Origin of the sequence: Pseudomonas plecoglossicida NBRC 103162 = DSM 15088, from assembly GCF_000730665.1 — a bacterium.
Classification (GTDB): Bacteria; Pseudomonadota; Gammaproteobacteria; order Pseudomonadales; family Pseudomonadaceae; genus Aquipseudomonas; species Aquipseudomonas plecoglossicida.
Genome location: NZ_BBIV01000040.1, coordinates 35,893 through 51,805, shown reverse-complemented (window position 1 = coordinate 51,805; position 15,913 = coordinate 35,893). Strand labels below are relative to the sequence as shown.

The 15,913-nt window shown below is 63.7% G+C and carries 15 protein-coding genes; 5 read left to right on the top strand and 10 right to left on the bottom strand.

What is annotated here, in order from left to right; translation table 11 throughout:
* Window positions 1–65: 65 nt before the first annotated feature.
* From mdtD to PPL01S_RS19835, 5 genes are all read left to right on the top strand, one after another.
* Window positions 66–1,493 (top strand): multidrug transporter subunit MdtD, encoded by a 1,428-nt coding sequence (gene mdtD, locus PPL01S_RS19855; protein WP_016395299.1) that lies wholly within the window; start codon window positions 66–68, stop codon window positions 1,491–1,493.
* A 112-nt stretch (window positions 1,494–1,605) separates the two neighbouring features.
* On the top strand, window positions 1,606–2,943 hold the full coding sequence (dbpA, locus tag PPL01S_RS19850; protein WP_244212839.1) for an ATP-dependent RNA helicase DbpA: 1,338 nt from the start codon (window positions 1,606–1,608) through the stop codon (window positions 2,941–2,943).
* A 137-nt stretch (window positions 2,944–3,080) separates the two neighbouring features.
* Window positions 3,081–4,262 carry a BaiN/RdsA family NAD(P)/FAD-dependent oxidoreductase gene (locus PPL01S_RS19845; protein WP_028625100.1) on the top strand — a complete coding sequence of 394 codons (1,182 nt, stop codon included), beginning with the start codon at window positions 3,081–3,083 and terminating at the stop codon, window positions 4,260–4,262.
* An 82-nt stretch (window positions 4,263–4,344) separates the two neighbouring features.
* Window positions 4,345–6,528 (top strand): YccS family putative transporter, encoded by a 2,184-nt coding sequence (gene yccS, locus PPL01S_RS19840; protein ID WP_016395302.1) that lies wholly within the window; start codon window positions 4,345–4,347, stop codon window positions 6,526–6,528.
* A 106-nt stretch (window positions 6,529–6,634) separates the two neighbouring features.
* Entirely contained in the window at window positions 6,635–7,087 is a 453-nt protein-coding gene (locus PPL01S_RS19835) for a GNAT family N-acetyltransferase (protein ID WP_016395303.1), read from the top strand.
* Between the two features lie 14 nt (window positions 7,088–7,101).
* On the opposite strand, the gene PPL01S_RS19830 is transcribed toward PPL01S_RS19835, so the two are convergent.
* From PPL01S_RS19830 to epd, 10 genes are all read right to left on the bottom strand, one after another.
* Window positions 7,102–7,398, bottom strand: a complete 297-nt coding sequence (locus tag PPL01S_RS19830; protein ID WP_016395304.1) for a winged helix-turn-helix domain-containing protein — start codon at window positions 7,396–7,398, stop codon at window positions 7,102–7,104.
* 12 nt (window positions 7,399–7,410) lie between these two features.
* On the bottom strand, window positions 7,411–7,911 hold the full coding sequence (locus PPL01S_RS19825; protein ID WP_016395305.1) for a M48 metallopeptidase family protein: 501 nt from the start codon (window positions 7,909–7,911) through the stop codon (window positions 7,411–7,413).
* 39 nt (window positions 7,912–7,950) lie between these two features.
* Window positions 7,951–10,068, bottom strand: coding sequence for a putative bifunctional diguanylate cyclase/phosphodiesterase (locus PPL01S_RS19820; protein ID WP_028625099.1), 2,118 nt, complete (start codon window positions 10,066–10,068; stop codon window positions 7,951–7,953).
* Window positions 10,069–10,255: 187 nt separating this feature from the next.
* Complete coding sequence (locus tag PPL01S_RS19815; RefSeq protein ID WP_028625098.1) at window positions 10,256–11,425, bottom strand: PI-PLC domain-containing protein; 1,170 nt, start codon at window positions 11,423–11,425, stop codon at window positions 10,256–10,258.
* Window positions 11,422–11,598: a hypothetical protein gene (locus PPL01S_RS25205; protein WP_156042654.1), complete on the bottom strand. Its 177-nt coding sequence runs from the start codon at window positions 11,596–11,598 to the stop codon at window positions 11,422–11,424. The genes PPL01S_RS19815 and PPL01S_RS25205 overlap by 4 nt, the downstream gene beginning before the upstream one ends.
* Before the next feature lie 171 nt (window positions 11,599–11,769).
* Window positions 11,770–12,834 (bottom strand): class II fructose-bisphosphate aldolase, encoded by a 1,065-nt coding sequence (fba, locus tag PPL01S_RS19810; protein ID WP_008093958.1) that lies wholly within the window; start codon window positions 12,832–12,834, stop codon window positions 11,770–11,772.
* A gap of 100 nt (window positions 12,835–12,934) precedes the next feature.
* A complete protein-coding gene (locus PPL01S_RS19805) occupies window positions 12,935–13,264 on the bottom strand; it encodes an MliC family protein (protein WP_016395308.1) in 330 nt (109 codons plus the stop codon).
* A gap of 140 nt (window positions 13,265–13,404) precedes the next feature.
* Window positions 13,405–13,623: a hypothetical protein gene (locus tag PPL01S_RS19800; RefSeq protein WP_028625097.1), complete on the bottom strand. Its 219-nt coding sequence runs from the start codon at window positions 13,621–13,623 to the stop codon at window positions 13,405–13,407.
* 32 nt (window positions 13,624–13,655) lie between these two features.
* Window positions 13,656–14,819: a phosphoglycerate kinase gene (locus PPL01S_RS19795; protein ID WP_028625096.1), complete on the bottom strand. Its 1,164-nt coding sequence runs from the start codon at window positions 14,817–14,819 to the stop codon at window positions 13,656–13,658.
* Window positions 14,820–14,831: 12 nt separating this feature from the next.
* Window positions 14,832–15,893 (bottom strand): erythrose-4-phosphate dehydrogenase, encoded by a 1,062-nt coding sequence (gene epd, locus PPL01S_RS19790; RefSeq protein ID WP_016395311.1) that lies wholly within the window; start codon window positions 15,891–15,893, stop codon window positions 14,832–14,834.
* Window positions 15,894–15,913 lie beyond the last annotated feature (20 nt).

Below are 15,913 nucleotides of genomic sequence, written 5' to 3'. Positions count from 1 at the left end.
ACATAGCTGATCCTGTGTGAGCCGGCTTGCCGGCGATGAGGCCGGTACAGACGGAAGAGGACGCCATGCCCGAACGCACCCCGCTGGACCCCATCACCGCCCGCTGGATCCCCTGGGTCGTGGCGATCGCTTTCTTCATGCAGTCCCTGGACGGCACCATCCTCAACACCGCCCTGCCGGCCATGGCCCGCTCCCTGGAGGAAGACCCGCTGCGCATGCAGGGTGTGATCATCGCCTACATGCTCACCGTCGCCCTGCTGATCCCCACTTCGGGCTGGATCGCCGACCGCTTCGGCACCAAGCGCATTTTCTTCAGCGCCATCCTGCTGTTCAGCTTCGGCTCGCTGTTGTGCGCCGCAGCCAACAGCCTCGGCTTCCTGATCTTCGCCCGGGTCGTGCAAGGCCTGGGCGGCGCACTGATGCTGCCGGTCGGGCGGTTGGTGGTGCTGCGCGCCTATCCGCGCACCGAACTGGTACGAATCATGAGCTTCATCACCATCCCCGGCCTGCTCGGCCCGCTGCTCGGCCCGACCCTGGGCGGCTGGCTGGTGGAGATCCTCAGCTGGCACTGGATCTTCCTGCTCAACCTGCCGGTGGGCGCGCTGGGCTGCTATGCCGTGTGGCGCTTCATCCCCGACCTGCACGGCGCCGAACGCACCAGCTTCGACGGCCCGGGCTTCATCCTGTTCGGCGCGGCGATGGTGCTGATCACCATCGCCATGGAGGGCCTGGGCGAACTGCACTTGCCGCACTTGCGGGTGATGCTGTTGCTGTTCGCCGGCATGGCTTGCCTTGCCGCCTACTGGCTGCGCGCCGGGCGTGATACGGAGGCGCTGTTCGCGCCCAGCCTGTTCCGTGTGCGCACCTTCGCCATCGGCATCCTCGGCAACCTGTTCGCACGCCTTGGCAGTGGCGCCCTGCCATTCCTGGTGCCGTTGCTGCTGCAGGTGGCGCTGGGCTATTCGCCGGCCCAGGCCGGAATGAGCATGATCCCGTTGGCGGCAGCGGCGATGTTTGCCAAGTCTGTCGCCCGCTCGCTGATCGAACGCCTTGGCTACCGCATCGTGCTCACCGGCAATACGCTGCTGCTGGGCTTGCTGCTGGCGAGCCTCGGGCTGGTCGACGAACAGACGCCGTATGTCCTGCTGCTGGTGCAACTGGGCTTGCTGGGCGCGGTCAACTCGATGCAGTTCACCGCCATGAACACCGTGACCCTGATCGACCTCGACGATTCCTCTGCCAGCAGCGGCAACAGCCTGCTGTCGGTGGTGGCGCAGCTATCGCTGAGCCTGGGCGTGGCCTGCGCCGGCGCGTTGCTCGGCGGCTTCACGGCAGCGGGCAGCGCAGAGGGCGTGGAGACCACCCTGGAAGCCTTCCATCTGACGTTCGTGACCATCGGCATCATGGCCATGCTGGCGGCGGCAATCTTCCTGCAACTGGCGCCGACGGACGGAAGGCGTGCCCGTCGTCCGGAACCGCACGTGGAATCGTAGGGCGAATAGCCACGAGGCTGGTAGACTGTGCGGCATTTTTCGCTTCGCACCGCAGGCCCGCCTCGTGACCACCGACTCCACCGCCTTTGCTACCTTGCCGCTGTCCGCCGCCATGCTGGCCAACCTGGACGCCCTCGGCTATGCCTCGATGACGCCGATCCAGGCCCAGAGCCTGCCGGTCATCCTCAAGGGCCAGGACCTGATCGCCCAGGCCAAGACCGGCAGCGGCAAGACCGCCGCGTTCGGCATCGGCCTGCTCAACCCGATCAACCCGCGCTACTTCGGTTGCCAGGCGCTGGTGCTGTGCCCGACCCGCGAGCTCGCTGACCAGGTGGCCAAGGAACTGCGCCGTCTGGCCCGCGCCGAAGACAACATCAAGATCCTCACCCTGTGTGGAGGTGTCTCGCTGGGCCCGCAGATCGCTTCGCTGGAGCACGGCGCGCACATCATCGTCGGCACCCCGGGGCGCATCCAGCAGCACCTGGACAAAGGCACCCTGGTGCTCGACGGGCTCAACACCCTGGTGCTCGACGAAGCCGACCGCATGCTCGACATGGGCTTCTTCGACGCCATCGCCAGCATCATCGGCAAGACCCCGTCGCGCCGCCAGACCCTGCTCTTCTCGGCCACCTACCCGGCCGGTATCGAGCAGCTGGCCGCCGATTTCATGCGCAAGCCGCAGCAGGTCAAGGTCGAGAGCCTGCACGCCGACAACCAGATCGAGCAGCGCTTCATCGAGATCGACCCGCAGCAACGCCTGGACGCCGTCACCCGCGTGCTCGGCCACTACCGCCCGCAGTCCTGCGTGGCGTTCTGTTTCACCAAGCAGCAGTGCGAGGACGTGGTTGCCCACCTGACCGCCAAGGGCATCGTCGCCCAGGCCCTGCATGGCGACCTGGAGCAGCGCGACCGCGACCAGGTGCTGACCATGTTCGCCAACCGCAGCAGCTCGGTGTTGGTGGCCACCGACGTGGCCGCCCGCGGCCTGGACATCGATGGCCTGGACATGGTCATCAACGTGGAGCTGGCGCGTGATGCGGAAATCCACGTGCACCGTGTCGGCCGTACCGGCCGCGCGGGCGAGAAAGGTATCGCCGTGAGCCTGGTGGCGCCGGCCGAAGGTCATCGCGCCCAGGCCATCGAGGCGCTGCAGAAGAGCCCGCTGCGCTGGGACCAGCTGGACAGCCTGAAGAACAAGGGTGGCGAACCGCTGCTGCCGGTGATGACCACCCTGTGCATTGCCGCTGGGCGCAAGGACAAACTGCGCCCAGGTGACATTCTGGGTGCGCTGACCGGTGATGCCGGTATTCCGGGCAAGCAGGTGGGCAAGATCGCCATTTTCGACTTCCAGGCGTTTGTTGCGGTGGAGCGGGCGCTGGCCAAGCAGGCCATGCAGCGGCTGAACAGCGGCAAGATCAAGGGCCGCGCCCTGAAAGTCCGCATTATCTGAAGATTCTTTGGGGCTGCTTTGCAGCCCAATCGCCGGCAAGCCGGCTCCCACAGGAGGCTTGTATTGCTTTTTGTGGGAGCCGGCTTGCCGGCGATTGGGCCGCAACGCGGCCCCGGTTACTTGAAAGAGGTTACCCCGTGCACACCACCGACGTGATCATCCTCGGCGCCGGCGCCGCAGGCCTGATGTGCGCCCAGCTCAGCGCCCGCCGTGGCCGCCGGGTACTGCTGCTCGACCACGCCAACAAGCCAGGCAAGAAGATCCTCATGTCCGGCGGCGGGCGCTGCAACTTCACCAACATGTACACCGAGCCGGCCAACTTCCTGTCGCAGAACGCACACTTCTGCAAATCGGCCCTGGCCCGCTACACCCAGTGGGACTTCATCGAACTGGTGGCCAAGCACGGCGTGCCCTACCACGAGAAGAAGCTCGGCCAGCTGTTCTGCGACAACAAGGCCAGCGACATCCTCGACATGCTGCTGACCGAGTGCGACGACGCCGGCGCAGAACTGCGCATGCACACCAGCATCGAGCATATCGAGAAGACCGAAGACGGCTACCTGCTGCAAACCAGCGCCGGGCAGTTCGCCTGCCAGTCGCTGGTGATCGCCACCGGCGGCCTGTCGATCCCGACCTTGGGCGCGACCGGTTTCGGTTACCAGGTGGCACGCCAGTTCGGCCACACCCTGCTGCCGACCCGCGCCGGCCTGGTGCCGTTCACCATCACCGAGCCCCAACTCAAGGCACTGTGCACCGAGCTGTCCGGCACTTCGCTCGATTGCACGGCCAGCTGCAACGGCACCAGCTTCCGCGAAAACCTGCTGTTCACCCATCGCGGCCTGAGTGGCCCGGCAATCCTGCAGATCTCTTCGTTCTGGGAAGCCGGCGACACCGTCGAGATCAACCTGTTGCCCGATCGTGACGCACTGAGCTGGCTGCAACAGCAGCAGACCGAACGCGCCAACGCCGAACTCAAGACGGTATTGGGCGAAGTGTTCACCCGCAAGCTGGCCAACCTTCTGGCCGAGCAGTGGTTCGAGTCCAAGCCGATGAAGCAGTACACGCCGGGGGAACTGGCGCAGATCGCCGACAAGCTGGCGGCCTGGCAAGTGGTACCGGCCGGCACCGAAGGCTACCGCACCGCCGAGGTGACCCTGGGCGGCGTGGATACCCGCGAAGTGTCGTCCAAGACCATGGAATCGCTGAAGAGCCCGGGGCTGTACTTCATCGGTGAAGTGCTGGACGTCACCGGCCACCTGGGCGGTTTCAATTTCCAGTGGGCCTGGGCATCGGCCAACGCCGCGGCGCAGTTCGTGTAGAGTAGAATCCATTCAGCAGCACGGAACGCTTCTTGCTGGTCCGTGCGGCAATGCATTCATTCGATCACTGCCCAAGGCCATCATGTCATCGAGCTCGTTCCGTCAGTCACTGCGTCGCCTGTGGGGCCAAGACAAGTTCAGCTACAGCATCCGGGTGACCATTGCCCTCACCGGCAGCCTGGCCTTGTGCTGGTACCAGAACGAGATGGGCCTGCTGATTCCGCTGTTTCTCGGCATCATCGCCAGCGCCCTGGCCGAGACCGATGACAGCTTGCAGGGCCGCCTCAGCGCCCTGGCCGTGACCCTGGTGTGCTTTGCCATTGCCGCGCTGGCGGTCGAGCTGTTGTTCCCCTACCCCTGGGTTTTCGTCATCGCACTGGCCTTGGCGGCCTTCGGCCTGACCATGCTCGGTGCCTTGGGCGAGCGCTATGGCGCGATCGCCTCGGCAACGCTGATCACAGCGGTGTACACCATGATCGGCGTCGACCAGCGCGGCGGCCAGGTGACCGACTTCTGGCACGAGCCGATGCTACTGGTGGCCGGCGCAGCCTGGTATGGCCTGCTGTCGGTGCTGTGGCAGGCGCTGTTCTCCAACCAGCCGGTGCAGCAGAGCCTGGCCAAGCTGTTCTTCGAGCTGGGCCGCTACCTCAAGCTCAAAGCCAACCTGTTCGAACCCATCCGCAACCATGACCTGGAAGCCCGGCGCCTGGAACTGGCCCAGCAGAATGGCAAGGTGGTCGCAGCGCTCAACGCAGCCAAGGAAATCATCCTGCACCGGGTCGGCAACAGCCAGCCCAACTCCAAGGTCAGCCGCTACCTGAAACTGTACTTCCTGGCCCAGGACATCCACGAGCGCGTCAGCGCCTCGCATTACCCCTACAACGCCCTGGCCGATGCGTTCTTCCACAGCGACGTGATGTTCCGCTGCCAGCGCCTGCTGCGCCATCAAGGCTCGGCCTGCCAGGACCTGGCGCGCTCGATTCGCCTGCGCCAGCCGTTCGTGCTCGACAGCCGGTTCGCCGACACCCTGGAAGACCTCAACGCCTCGCTGGAACACCTGCGCAACCAGAACAACCCGGCCTGGCGCGGCCTGCTGCGCTCGCTGCGCGCATTGGCCGCCAACCTGGCCACCCTCGACCGCCTGCTGGGCGCCGCGAGCAACCCGGACAGCCTGGCCGATGCCAGCGACAGCAGCCTGCTCGACCGCTCGCCGCGCAACCTCAAGGACGTCTGGACCCGCTTGCGCACCCAGCTGACACCCACTTCGCTGCTGTTCCGCCATGCCTTGCGCCTACCCTTGGCGTTGTCGATCGGCTACGGCATGGTGCACCTGATCCACCCGACCCAAGGCTACTGGATCCTCCTCACCACGCTGTTCGTCTGCCAGCCCAACTATGGCGCCACCCGGCGCAAGCTGGTGCAGCGGGTATTCGGCACGGCGATCGGCCTGACCGTCGGCTGGGCATTGTTCGACCTGTTCCCCAACCCGCTCATCCAGTCGCTGTTCGCGGTGGTCGCGGGGGTGGTGTTCTTCGTCAATCGCACCACCCGCTACACCCTGGCCACGGCGGCGATCACGCTGATGGTGCTGTTCTGCTTCAACCAGATCGGCGACGGCTATGGCCTGTTCCTGCCGCGGCTGTTCGATACCCTGGTGGGCAGCCTGATCGCGATCCTCGCGGTGTTCCTGTTCCTCCCCGACTGGCAGGGCCGTCGCCTGAACAAGGCGCTGGCCAATACCCTGGCCTGTGCCAGCGTGTACCTGCGCCAGATCATGCAGCAGTACGCGCACGGCAAGCGCGACGACCTCGCCTACCGCCTGGCCCGGCGCAATGCCCACAACGCCGACGCCGCGCTGTCCACCACGCTGGCCAACATGCTCATGGAGCCGGGGCACTTCCGCAAGGAGGCCGATGTGGGCTTCCGCTTCCTGGTGCTGTCGCACACCTTGCTCAGCTACCTCTCCGGACTGGGCGCGCACCGTGACAGTGCGTTGCCGACCGAGGTCCAGGAACACTTGATCGAGGGCGCCGGGCAAAGCCTGGCCAACAGCCTGGACGAGATCGCCAACGGGCTGGCGGCGCGCTTGCCAGTGGCGATTCACAGTGATGCCGAGGAAGCGCTGGCCACGGCGCTGGAGCAGATGCCGGATGAGGTGGATGAGCATCAGCGGCTGGTGCAGACGCAGCTGGCATTGATCTGTCGGCAGCTCGGGCCGCTGAGAACGCTGGCTGCGCATCTGATCAAGGAAAGTGCACCGGCCTGAGTGGTTGTATTGCCTTTACTGGCCCTATCGCCGGCACAGGCACCGCCACTCGTCGCCGACCGGCAGATTTGCGATGATCGACGATCATTTTCAGGAGTTATCCATCATGTCCATCGACTGGGTCTGCAAGCACCACACCGACCTGAGCAAAGAGCAGCTCTACGCCATCCTGCAATTGCGCAGCGAAGTGTTCGTGGTCGAGCAACGCTGCGCCTATCAGGACGTCGATGGCCAGGACCTCGCGGGCGACACCCTGCACCTGATGGCCTGGCAGGATGACCAGTTGGTGGCTTACCTGCGCGTGCTCGATCCGCAATCGCAAGGGGGTGACACGGTCATTGGCCGGGTCGTGACCTCACCACGTGCGCGTGGGCTGAAGCTGGGCCACCCGCTGCTGCTCAAGGGGCTGGAGGCTGCCGCGCATTGCTGGCCGGGCATGCCTGTCTACCTGTCGGCGCAGGCACATCTGCAAGGCTTCTATGGCCAGCACGGCTTCGAGGCAGTGGGTGAGCAATACCTGGAAGACGACATCCCCCATATCGGCATGCGCAAGGTCTGAATCCGGCCCGCGCCTCACGGATAGCCAAGCACCTCGCGGATCTGCCGCAGGTGCTGGATGATCCATTGCTTGTCGATCGCCCCCCAGTCATGGATGCGGTAGTGCCCGGCATGGTTGCGCGCGCCCTCCTGCTGCTCGAACTCGCAGACGATGTCCAGGTCGGCCAGGGCAGCGATGGTGTCCTGGGCCGTGCGCCGCGGCATGCCGGTGGCCTCCATCAGGGCCGGTACGCTGGTGGCGGTCTGGCTGTCGATCAGCCAGGCCACATACAGGCGACGATAGAAGCTGCTCTTGGTCTTGCTCACTTCCATGCTGCGTGGTCCTTACAGGTTGCCTGGCAGTTCCCGATAGGTCAGGTAGACGCGCAGGTCGAATTCCAGTTGGTGGTAGTCCGGTTCCATGTGCTGGCACAACTGATAGAACGCCTTGTTGTGGTCACGCTCACGCAAGTGCGCCAACTCATGCACCACGATCATGCGCAAAAACGCCGGCGCCGCTTCCTTGAACAGCGAAGCGATGCGGATTTCCTTCTTGGCCTTGAGGTTGCCGCCCTGCACCCTCGACACCGCGGTATTGAGGCCCAGCGCGCGGTGGGTGAGGTCCAGGCGATTGTCGAACAGCACCTTGTCCAGGCTTGGCGCGGTGCGCAGGTACTGCTGGCGCAGTTCCTGGGCGTAGCTGTAGAGCGCCTTGTCGCTTTGCACGTCATGGCGGCCTGGGTAGCGACGCTGCAGGTACTCGCCCAGGCGGTCACTGTCGATCATTTGCTGCACCTGTTGCTGCAGGTGCGGCGGGTAGGCTTGCAGGTAGCGTAATACGGTCATGGCACGGCTTTCGGCGTAACGAATGCCGATTCTAGCCAATCAGCGCCGTGGCCAGGGAAAAATTGCCGGAAAACCGCTGGCATCCGCCGCGGTCATGGGGTGGGCGACCAGGAAGCCTTGCACATAGGCACAGCCGTTGGCTTTCAACCAGGCTGCCTGGGCCGGCGTTTCCACACCTTCGGCGATGACCGTGATGCGGTAGTCCGCGCACAGGCCGATGACGCTGCGCACCAGCGCCGCGTCCTGCGCCGAGTCCGGCAGGCGCGCCACCAGGTGCCGGTCGAGCTTCAAGGTGTCGATCGGCAGGTCACGCACCATGCGCAACGAGCAGTCACCCGAACCGAAGTCATCCAGCGCCACCCGCACACCCAGTTCACGCACCCGCTGTATCTGCCTGATCGCAGTGTCGAGGTTGGTCAGCGACGTCTCGGCGACTTCCACTTCGAGCTGCGCCGGGTTCAACCCATACTCCTGGATCACCCGCCGCAGCTCATCGACCAGGCTGGGCACGGCGAACTGCGCCCGGCTCAGGCTGATACCCAGGACCAGGTCGGGGGCAAAGCACTGGCGCCAGGCCTGGCGCTGGGCCGCACCCTGGCGATAGATCCAGCCGGCCAGGCGGTTGATCAGCCGGGCTTCCTCCAACAATGGAATGAACAGCCCTGGTGGCACATCGCCAACGCTGGGGTGCTGCCAGCGCAACAAGGCCTCGAAACCGCGCAAATGGCCGTCGACGAAGCCGACCTGGGGCTGGTACACGAGGCTGAAATCCTGCGCCTCGACCGCGGCGCGGACACTGTCTTCGAGCATCAGCCGGGAACGCGCCCGGCCATTGAGTTCCTGGTCGTAGAAGCGGTACTGCTGACGCCCCGCCTGTTTGGCCGCGTACATCGCGGCGTCGGCCGCACGCAGCAGGCCTTCGACCGTGGCGCCGCATTCCGGGTAGGTGGCGATACCGATGCTCACCCCCAGGCACACGTCCATCCCCTCCAGCTGCTGCTGGATCGACACTCGCTCCAGCAGTTGCTCGGCAAAACGCCCGGCCTGTTCGGGATAGGGCAGGCTGTCGAACAGCGCGGTGAACTCGTCACCGCCCATGCGCGCCAGCAGCGCCTCGCTGCCCAAGCAATCCTTGAACTGCTCGGCGACCCAGCGCAACACTCGGTCACCGGCCTCATGCCCTAAGGAATCGTTGATGCGCTTGAAGCCATCCAGGTCCATGTACATCAGGGCCTTGGCCTTGCCGGAGCGCTCGTTGCGCAGCAGCACGCTTTCGGCAGCCTGGTAGAAGCCTCGGCGGTTCAGCAGCCCGGTCAGCGGATCGGTGACGGCCTGGTACTCGAGTTGCTGGTGCAGGTTGCGCACCACCGACATGTCGAGCACCGTGACCACCATCGCCTGCTGGTCGGCAGGCAATGGCGCGCAGGACAGCGCCACGGGCACCAGGTGGCCGTCAACCGTGCGCAAATGGGCATCGTGGACGCGGAATATGCGCCGTGCCAGATAGGCCTGATGGAACTCGGAATCGTGCCACAGGGTGGCATTGGGCAACTGCACAAGGTCCAGCAGGTGCACGCCCTGAAGCTGCTCCACCGGCGCCTGCAGCAAATGTGAAATCGCCGGGTTGGCAAAGCTGATGGTACCCGCGGCATCGACTACCAGGATGCCCTCGGCGGCATTTTCCAGGATCGACGCATTGAACGCCCTGGCGGCTTCCAGCTCGCGGGTCAGGCGCTGCAGCATGCGCCGATTGCGCTGCTGGTCGAGCTGCGCCTGAACCTTGGGCTTGAGAATCTGCGGGTCGAACGGTTTGAACAGGTAATCCACCGCACCACTGGCATAGCCCTTGAGCACGGCGGCATCGGACTGCTCGTTGGCAGTCAGGAAAATGATCGGGGTGAGGCGGGTACGCTGGCTGCCACGCATCAGCCGGGCGACTTCGAAGCCGTCCATTTCCGGCATCTGCACATCCAGCAGCACCAGGTCGACGTCGTGCTCGAGCAAGGCACTGAGGGCTTCCATCCCCGAGCTTGCCGTCAACACCTGCCAGTCCTTGCGGGCCAGCAGTGCGCGCATGCTGATGAGGTTTTCCGGGTAATCGTCTACCACCAGAAGTACGGAGTTGCTCTCCAGCGGTTGAGGGTAAGCGCCATCCATGCTGCTTCTCTTTTTTGACCGACTTCAACTTGCTTTTGGATCCGATTATAACTCTAGCCTTGGATACCAAACACGCAATGTCCACAGATGGCGAAAAGCCATTCACGACGACGTTAGCCGACTGCCGGTGAGTAAGCAAAGACGAAAAAGGCCCGCGTCGAGCGCGGGCCTCGTGTGGTTGGGAGCATCAGGCGATATTGAACCGCACGAGCAGCCTTGGCGTGCGGCCGGATTCAACCTTGAACAACAACCGGTCACCCTTGCGGATCGGCTGCACGGTCGTGCCATACCTGATCTCGCTGCCGTAGTCCGCATCGCTGGCAATCACCTGGATCGAGGTGGATCCGGAAGTATTGGAGGAAAAATCCAACGACCGCTCCCAGTTGCCATTCGCCAGGTTGTAGATGCCGTAGGACTGTGTCTGAACCCGTGCCCCCGCCGTATTCGGCGAAGACTGAATCACATGCGCACCACGCTGGCGAGCGCGCACAGCGTTTGCGTAGATGATGTTGTCGGCCACGCGGCAGCGAAGCGACCAGTCGGTATTGATGATGTAGTGGGACGCGATGGGGCCCCCTTCTTTCGTGGCGGCAAACCAACTCATGATATGGCCCGAAATATCCTTGGGGGTGAAGAACGGGTTGGAGTAACGCGCCGCCTGAACGGCACGCAAGTCACCGAACACTTTTGGTTCGCTGCCGACTTGCCGAACAAACTTCCCGAGGCTATCGAAACTCGGCGTATTCCTGCCGATCCAGCGCTGATTGACACCGGGCCAGAACGAAGCATCCCTGGCGGCGTTGTTATAGGAAACCACCGTGTTCTTGTTCAATGCCCAGAGCTGCACAATCGCCGCTTCTTTACAGGAAGGCGGAATGATCGATTGACCCAATACACGCTTCAACAGCGCACCGAGTTCTGCATGCGCCGCAGACGTGAAGTTTTTGAAACGATGGAAGTTGAGGATCACGATTTCCTTGTCGGCTTTGGCATTACGTCGGTAACGGAGCAACTCCTGCAGAATATCAGTTTCGATATGCCGTCCATTGGTTGTACTGTGAAAGATGGCGAATCGTTTGGCGCCCGTCGCACCACTGAAGAACTGTACACGCAAGTCGAGTGCACGCACGCCCCACATCAATTGATGGTAGATCTTGACGTCCTGGCAGGTTTCACTCGATGGGGTGCGTGGCGCTTCCTGGTCATACGCCGCGTTGTGCGTACCGAGCAACAGCGTTTCACCGATGGGCAGGACGCGCGCACCCGAGTAACGTTCCATCCAGTTGCTTCGATTGTTGTTTGCCGGCTTGCAGATGTCATCCGGCGACAAACGCCCGTTTGGGCACCAGCCGGTCATTGTTGCTCTCCTTGCATGAGGTGGTCGCAGACGTCCTGGCAACCCCACTCACACGATTGGTGTTCATCGTCGGAAACCTCATCGTGCTCAGCCTGCAGTAATTCTTCCTCACCCGGAAGTTGCAGTTCCGGGGAAAGAAACTCTTCACCCGTTGTTGCGGTAATGAAATGCATCTTCGTTGATTCTCTGTTGACTAAAGGAGACAACAAAGTAACCACTACCGCGGATTTAAGAACCCCGTAGATCTACGAGTAAAGATCGAAACTAATTGACAAGGAAATCATTCCTTATAGCCAAATAAAAAGCCCGCATGAATGCGGGCTTCTCAATCATTTCAGCGCAAATCAGTTGACCTTGGCGGCCAGCTCACCTTTCAGGTAACGCTGGAACATGCCTTCCAGAGAGATCGGCTTGATCTTCGAGGCATTGCCGGCGGTGCCGAAGGCTTCGTAACGGGCGATGCACACATCACGCATGGCCTTCACGGTTTCACCGAAGAACTTGCGCGGGTCGAACTCGCTCGGGTTCTGCGCCATCAGGCGACGCATGGCGCCGGTGGAAGCCAGGCGCAGGTCGGTGTCGATGTTGACCTTGCGCACGCCGTGCTTGATCCCTTCGACGATCTCTTCGACCGGTACGCCGTAGGTTTCCTTGATGTCGCCGCCGTACTGGTTGATGATCGCCAGCCACTCTTGCGGTACCGAGGAAGAACCGTGCATCACCAGGTGGGTGTTGGGGATGCGCTTGTGGATTTCCTTGATGCGGTCGATCGCCAGCACGTCACCGGTAGGTGGCTTGGTGAACTTGTAGGCACCGTGGCTGGTACCGATGGCGATGGCCAGGGCGTCGACCTGGGTCTTCTTGACGAAGTCGGCGGCTTCTTCCGGGTCGGTCAGCATCTGGCTGTGGTCCAGCACGCCTTCGGCGCCGATGCCGTCTTCCTCACCGGCCATGCCGGTTTCCAGCGAACCCAGGCAGCCCAGCTCGCCTTCCACCGAAACGCCGCAGGCGTGGGCCATGGCCACGGTCTGCTGGGTCACGCGGACGTTGTACTCGTAGTCGGTCGGGGTCTTGCCGTCTTCACCCAGCGAGCCGTCCATCATCACCGAGCTGAAGCCCAGCTGGATCGAGCGCTGGCAGACGTCAGGGCTGGTGCCGTGGTCCTGGTGCATGCACACCGGAATGTGCGGGAATTCTTCGATGGCGGCCAGGATCAGGTGGCGCAGGAACGGGGCACCGGCGTATTTGCGGGCGCCGGCCGAAGCCTGGACGATCACCGGGGAGTCGGTCTTGTCGGCCGCTTCCATGATGGCGCGCATCTGCTCGAGGTTGTTGACGTTGAAAGCCGGAACGCCGTAACCGAACTCGGCGGCGTGGTCCAGCATCTGGCGCATGCTAATGAGTGCCATTGTGTATCTCTCTCCCGACAAGCGTCGTTTGTTTCGTGCAAGCCTGCCGCAGGGGCGGTTGCTGTTCAAGTAGTGTGGGCCGCCTGCGCGGCCCGGCCAGTCACGGTGCCTTGCAGCCCCGCCCTATCAGATCGTTGGTTGCCACCCAGTACACCAGGCCTTCTTCGCCCTTGGTGTGGAAGGCCAGCACGCCGTCGCTGTACATCGCACCCGATGCACTCGGCTCGGACTTGAGCCGGTAGACCTGGTCACCGCCGCCGAGGCGAACGTCGACCGCGTCCTGTTGCGTATCGGCGAAGCGCCACAGCACTTCGGTCTGGGTGTCGCAGACCCAGCGGGTCCAGTTGTCGGCCGGGGCGGGTTGCGCCGGCTGCAGCAGCGAGCATCCTGCCAGTGTCGCCAGGGCCGTAACGGCCAAGAGCGCTTTCATCAAATTACTCCGCTTGGGGCTGCTTTGCAGCCCAATCGCCGTCGCCGCTGTACCTGTGGGAGCCGGCTTGCCGACGATGGGCCGCACAGCGGCCCCCTGTTCAAGACCACAAAACAGCCTTCAGGTTGCCAGCTACCCGATCAAGGGCAGCCCGGCGCCTTGCGCTGGTGGTCCTCATCATACTTTTCCAGGCCTTCCGGACCCACGCGCTTGCTGATCACCGGCACCGTCTCGGCCTGCCACTCGGACTGGTAGCAACCGCCCTTGGGCGCTTGCGCCGGGTCGCTGTCCGGGGACGGACTGCTGGAGCAGGCGCCCAACAGCCCCGCCAGGATCATCACAGGCAATCGCTTGACCATCAGGTCGCTCCCTTTGCCAGGCGCTGCCATTGTCAGGCTTTTGCCCGCTCTTCCAGGATCGCCACGGCCGGCAGCACTTTGCCTTCGACGAACTCCAGGAAGGCACCGCCACCGGTAGAAATGTAGGAGATATCCTTGCTCACGCCATACTTGTCGATGGCAGCCAGGGTATCGCCACCACCGGCGATGGAGAATGCCGCGCTGTCGGCGATGGCCTTGGCCAGCACCTTGGTGCCGTTGCCGAACTGGTCGAACTCGAACACGCCGACCGGGCCGTTCCACAGGATGGTCTTCGACGACTTCAGCAGCTCGGCGAAGTTGGCAGCGGTTTGCGGGCCGATGTCCAGGATCATGTCGTCGGCGGCGACGTCGGCGATGGCCTTGACGGTGGCTTCGGCGTCTTCGGCGAAGGCCTTGGCAACCACCACATCGACCGGCAGCGGCACGCTGACCTTGGCGGCGATGGCCTTGGCGGTATCGACCAGGTCAGGCTCGTACAGCGACTTGCCGACCGGATGACCGGCAGCGGCGAGGAAGGTGTTGGCGATGCCGCCGCCGACGATCAGCTGATCGCAGACCGCGCTCAGGCTGTTCAGCACATCCAGCTTGGTGGACACCTTGGAGCCGGCAACGATGGCCGCCATCGGCTTGGCCGGGGCCTTCAGGGCCTTGCCCAGGGCATCCAGCTCGGCCGCCAGCAGCGGGCCGGCGGCAGCGACCTTGGCGAACTTGGCAACACCATGGGTGGAGCCTTCGGCGCGGTGAGCGGTGCCGAAAGCGTCCATGACGAAGACGTCGCACAGGGCAGCGTACTTCTGCGCCAGCTCGTCAGCGTTCTTCTTCTCGCCCTTGTTGAAGCGCACGTTCTCGAACAGCACCAGGTCACCGGCCTTGACCGCGACACCGTCCAGGTAGTCGGCGACCAGCGGCACGTCGCGGCCCAGGGCCTTGGTCAGGTAGTCGGCTACCGGCTTGAGGCTGTTTTCGACCGAGAATTCGCCCTCGGTGGGGCGACCCAGGTGCGAGCAGACCATTACCGCCGCGCCCTTTTCCAGGGCCAGCTTGATGGTCGGCAGCGCTGCCAGGATACGCGCGTCGCTGGTTACCACACCGTCCTTCACAGGCACGTTGAGGTCTTCGCGGATCAGTACGCGTTTACCTTGCAGGTCGAGGTCGGTCATCTTCAACACGGTCATGAATGCAGTCCTTCAGGGCTGTTTGCTGCGGGTTGGGTGGACGACGTGCAGATAATGTTCGGCAACGTCGAGCATACGGTTGGCGAACCCCCATTCGTTGTCGAACCAGGCCAACAGGTTCACCAGGCGAGGGCCTGAGACGCGGGTCTGGCTGGCATCGACGATCGCCGAATGCGGGTCATGGTTGAAATCACAGCTGGCGTGGGGCAGCTCGGTGTAGGCCAGCAAGCCTTTCAGCGGGCCGTCCAGCGCCGCCTCGCGCAGTACCCGGTTGACCTCCTGTGCACTGGTGTCGCGGGCGGTCTGCAGGGTGATGTCCAGGCACGAGACGTTGACGGTCGGCACGCGTACCGCTTTGGCCTGGATTCGCCCGGCAAGTTCCGGGAGCAGGCGCTCGATACCCCGCGCCAGGCCGGTGGACACCGGAATCACCGACTGGAAGGCCGAGCGCGTGCGGCGCAGGTCTTCGTGGTGATAGGCGTCGATCACCGGCTGGTCGTTCATGGCCGAGTGGATGGTGGTGATCTGCACGTACTCGATGCCAAAGGCCTGGTCCAGCACGCGCAACAGCGGCACGCCGCAGTTGGTGGTACAGGAGGCGTTGGACACCAGGCGTTCGGTGCCGGTCAGGCAATCCTGGTTGATGCCGTAGACCACCGTGGCATCCACGTCGGCCTCGCTGGCCATGGGCTGGGAAAACAGCACCCGTGGCGCGCCGGCGTCGAGAAAACGCTGGCCGTCGGCGCGGGTGTGGTAGGCACCGGAGCACTCCAGCACCAGGTCGATATCCAGGGCCGCCCAGTCGACGCCCTCAGGGCTGGCACTGCGCAAGACCTTCACGCAGTCGCCATTGATATGCAGGCAATCGCCATCGACCTTCACCTCGCCGGGGAAACGCCCGTGGGTGGAGTCGAAGCGTGTCAGGTATTCAACGCTGGCCTGGTCGGCCAGGTCGTTCAGCGCGACGATCTCGAAACCGGCCTTTGCCCCTCGCTCGAACAGTGCGCGCAGGACACAGCGGCCGATGCGGCCATAACCGTTGAGTGCAACTTTGTAAGGACGCGGGTGGGGCATTGGTGGCTCGCTAACGGGCA

What these genes read in the sequence shown, in the direction of transcription:
- mdtD (WP_016395299.1), top strand. Translation starts at nt 66, where the DNA reads ATGCCCGAACGCACCCCGCTGGACCCCATCACCGCCCGCTGGATCCCC.
- dbpA (WP_244212839.1), top strand. Translation starts at nt 1,606, where the DNA reads ATGCTGGCCAACCTGGACGCCCTCGGCTATGCCTCGATGACGCCGATC.
- yccS (WP_016395302.1), top strand. Translation starts at nt 4,345, where the DNA reads ATGTCATCGAGCTCGTTCCGTCAGTCACTGCGTCGCCTGTGGGGCCAA.
- PPL01S_RS19835 (WP_016395303.1), top strand. Translation starts at nt 6,635, where the DNA reads ATGTCCATCGACTGGGTCTGCAAGCACCACACCGACCTGAGCAAAGAG.
- PPL01S_RS19830 (WP_016395304.1), bottom strand. Translation starts at nt 7,398, where the DNA reads ATGGAAGTGAGCAAGACCAAGAGCAGCTTCTATCGTCGCCTGTATGTG.
- PPL01S_RS19825 (WP_016395305.1), bottom strand. Translation starts at nt 7,911, where the DNA reads ATGACCGTATTACGCTACCTGCAAGCCTACCCGCCGCACCTGCAGCAA.
- PPL01S_RS19820 (WP_028625099.1), bottom strand. Translation starts at nt 10,068, where the DNA reads ATGGATGGCGCTTACCCTCAACCGCTGGAGAGCAACTCCGTACTTCTG.
- PPL01S_RS19815 (WP_028625098.1), bottom strand. Translation starts at nt 11,425, where the DNA reads ATGACCGGCTGGTGCCCAAACGGGCGTTTGTCGCCGGATGACATCTGC.
- PPL01S_RS25205 (WP_156042654.1), bottom strand. Translation starts at nt 11,598, where the DNA reads ATGCATTTCATTACCGCAACAACGGGTGAAGAGTTTCTTTCCCCGGAA.
- fba (WP_008093958.1), bottom strand. Translation starts at nt 12,834, where the DNA reads ATGGCACTCATTAGCATGCGCCAGATGCTGGACCACGCCGCCGAGTTC.
- PPL01S_RS19805 (WP_016395308.1), bottom strand. Translation starts at nt 13,264, where the DNA reads ATGAAAGCGCTCTTGGCCGTTACGGCCCTGGCGACACTGGCAGGATGC.
- PPL01S_RS19800 (WP_028625097.1), bottom strand. Translation starts at nt 13,623, where the DNA reads ATGGTCAAGCGATTGCCTGTGATGATCCTGGCGGGGCTGTTGGGCGCC.
- PPL01S_RS19795 (WP_028625096.1), bottom strand. Translation starts at nt 14,819, where the DNA reads ATGACCGTGTTGAAGATGACCGACCTCGACCTGCAAGGTAAACGCGTA.
- epd (WP_016395311.1), bottom strand. Translation starts at nt 15,893, where the DNA reads ATGCCCCACCCGCGTCCTTACAAAGTTGCACTCAACGGTTATGGCCGC.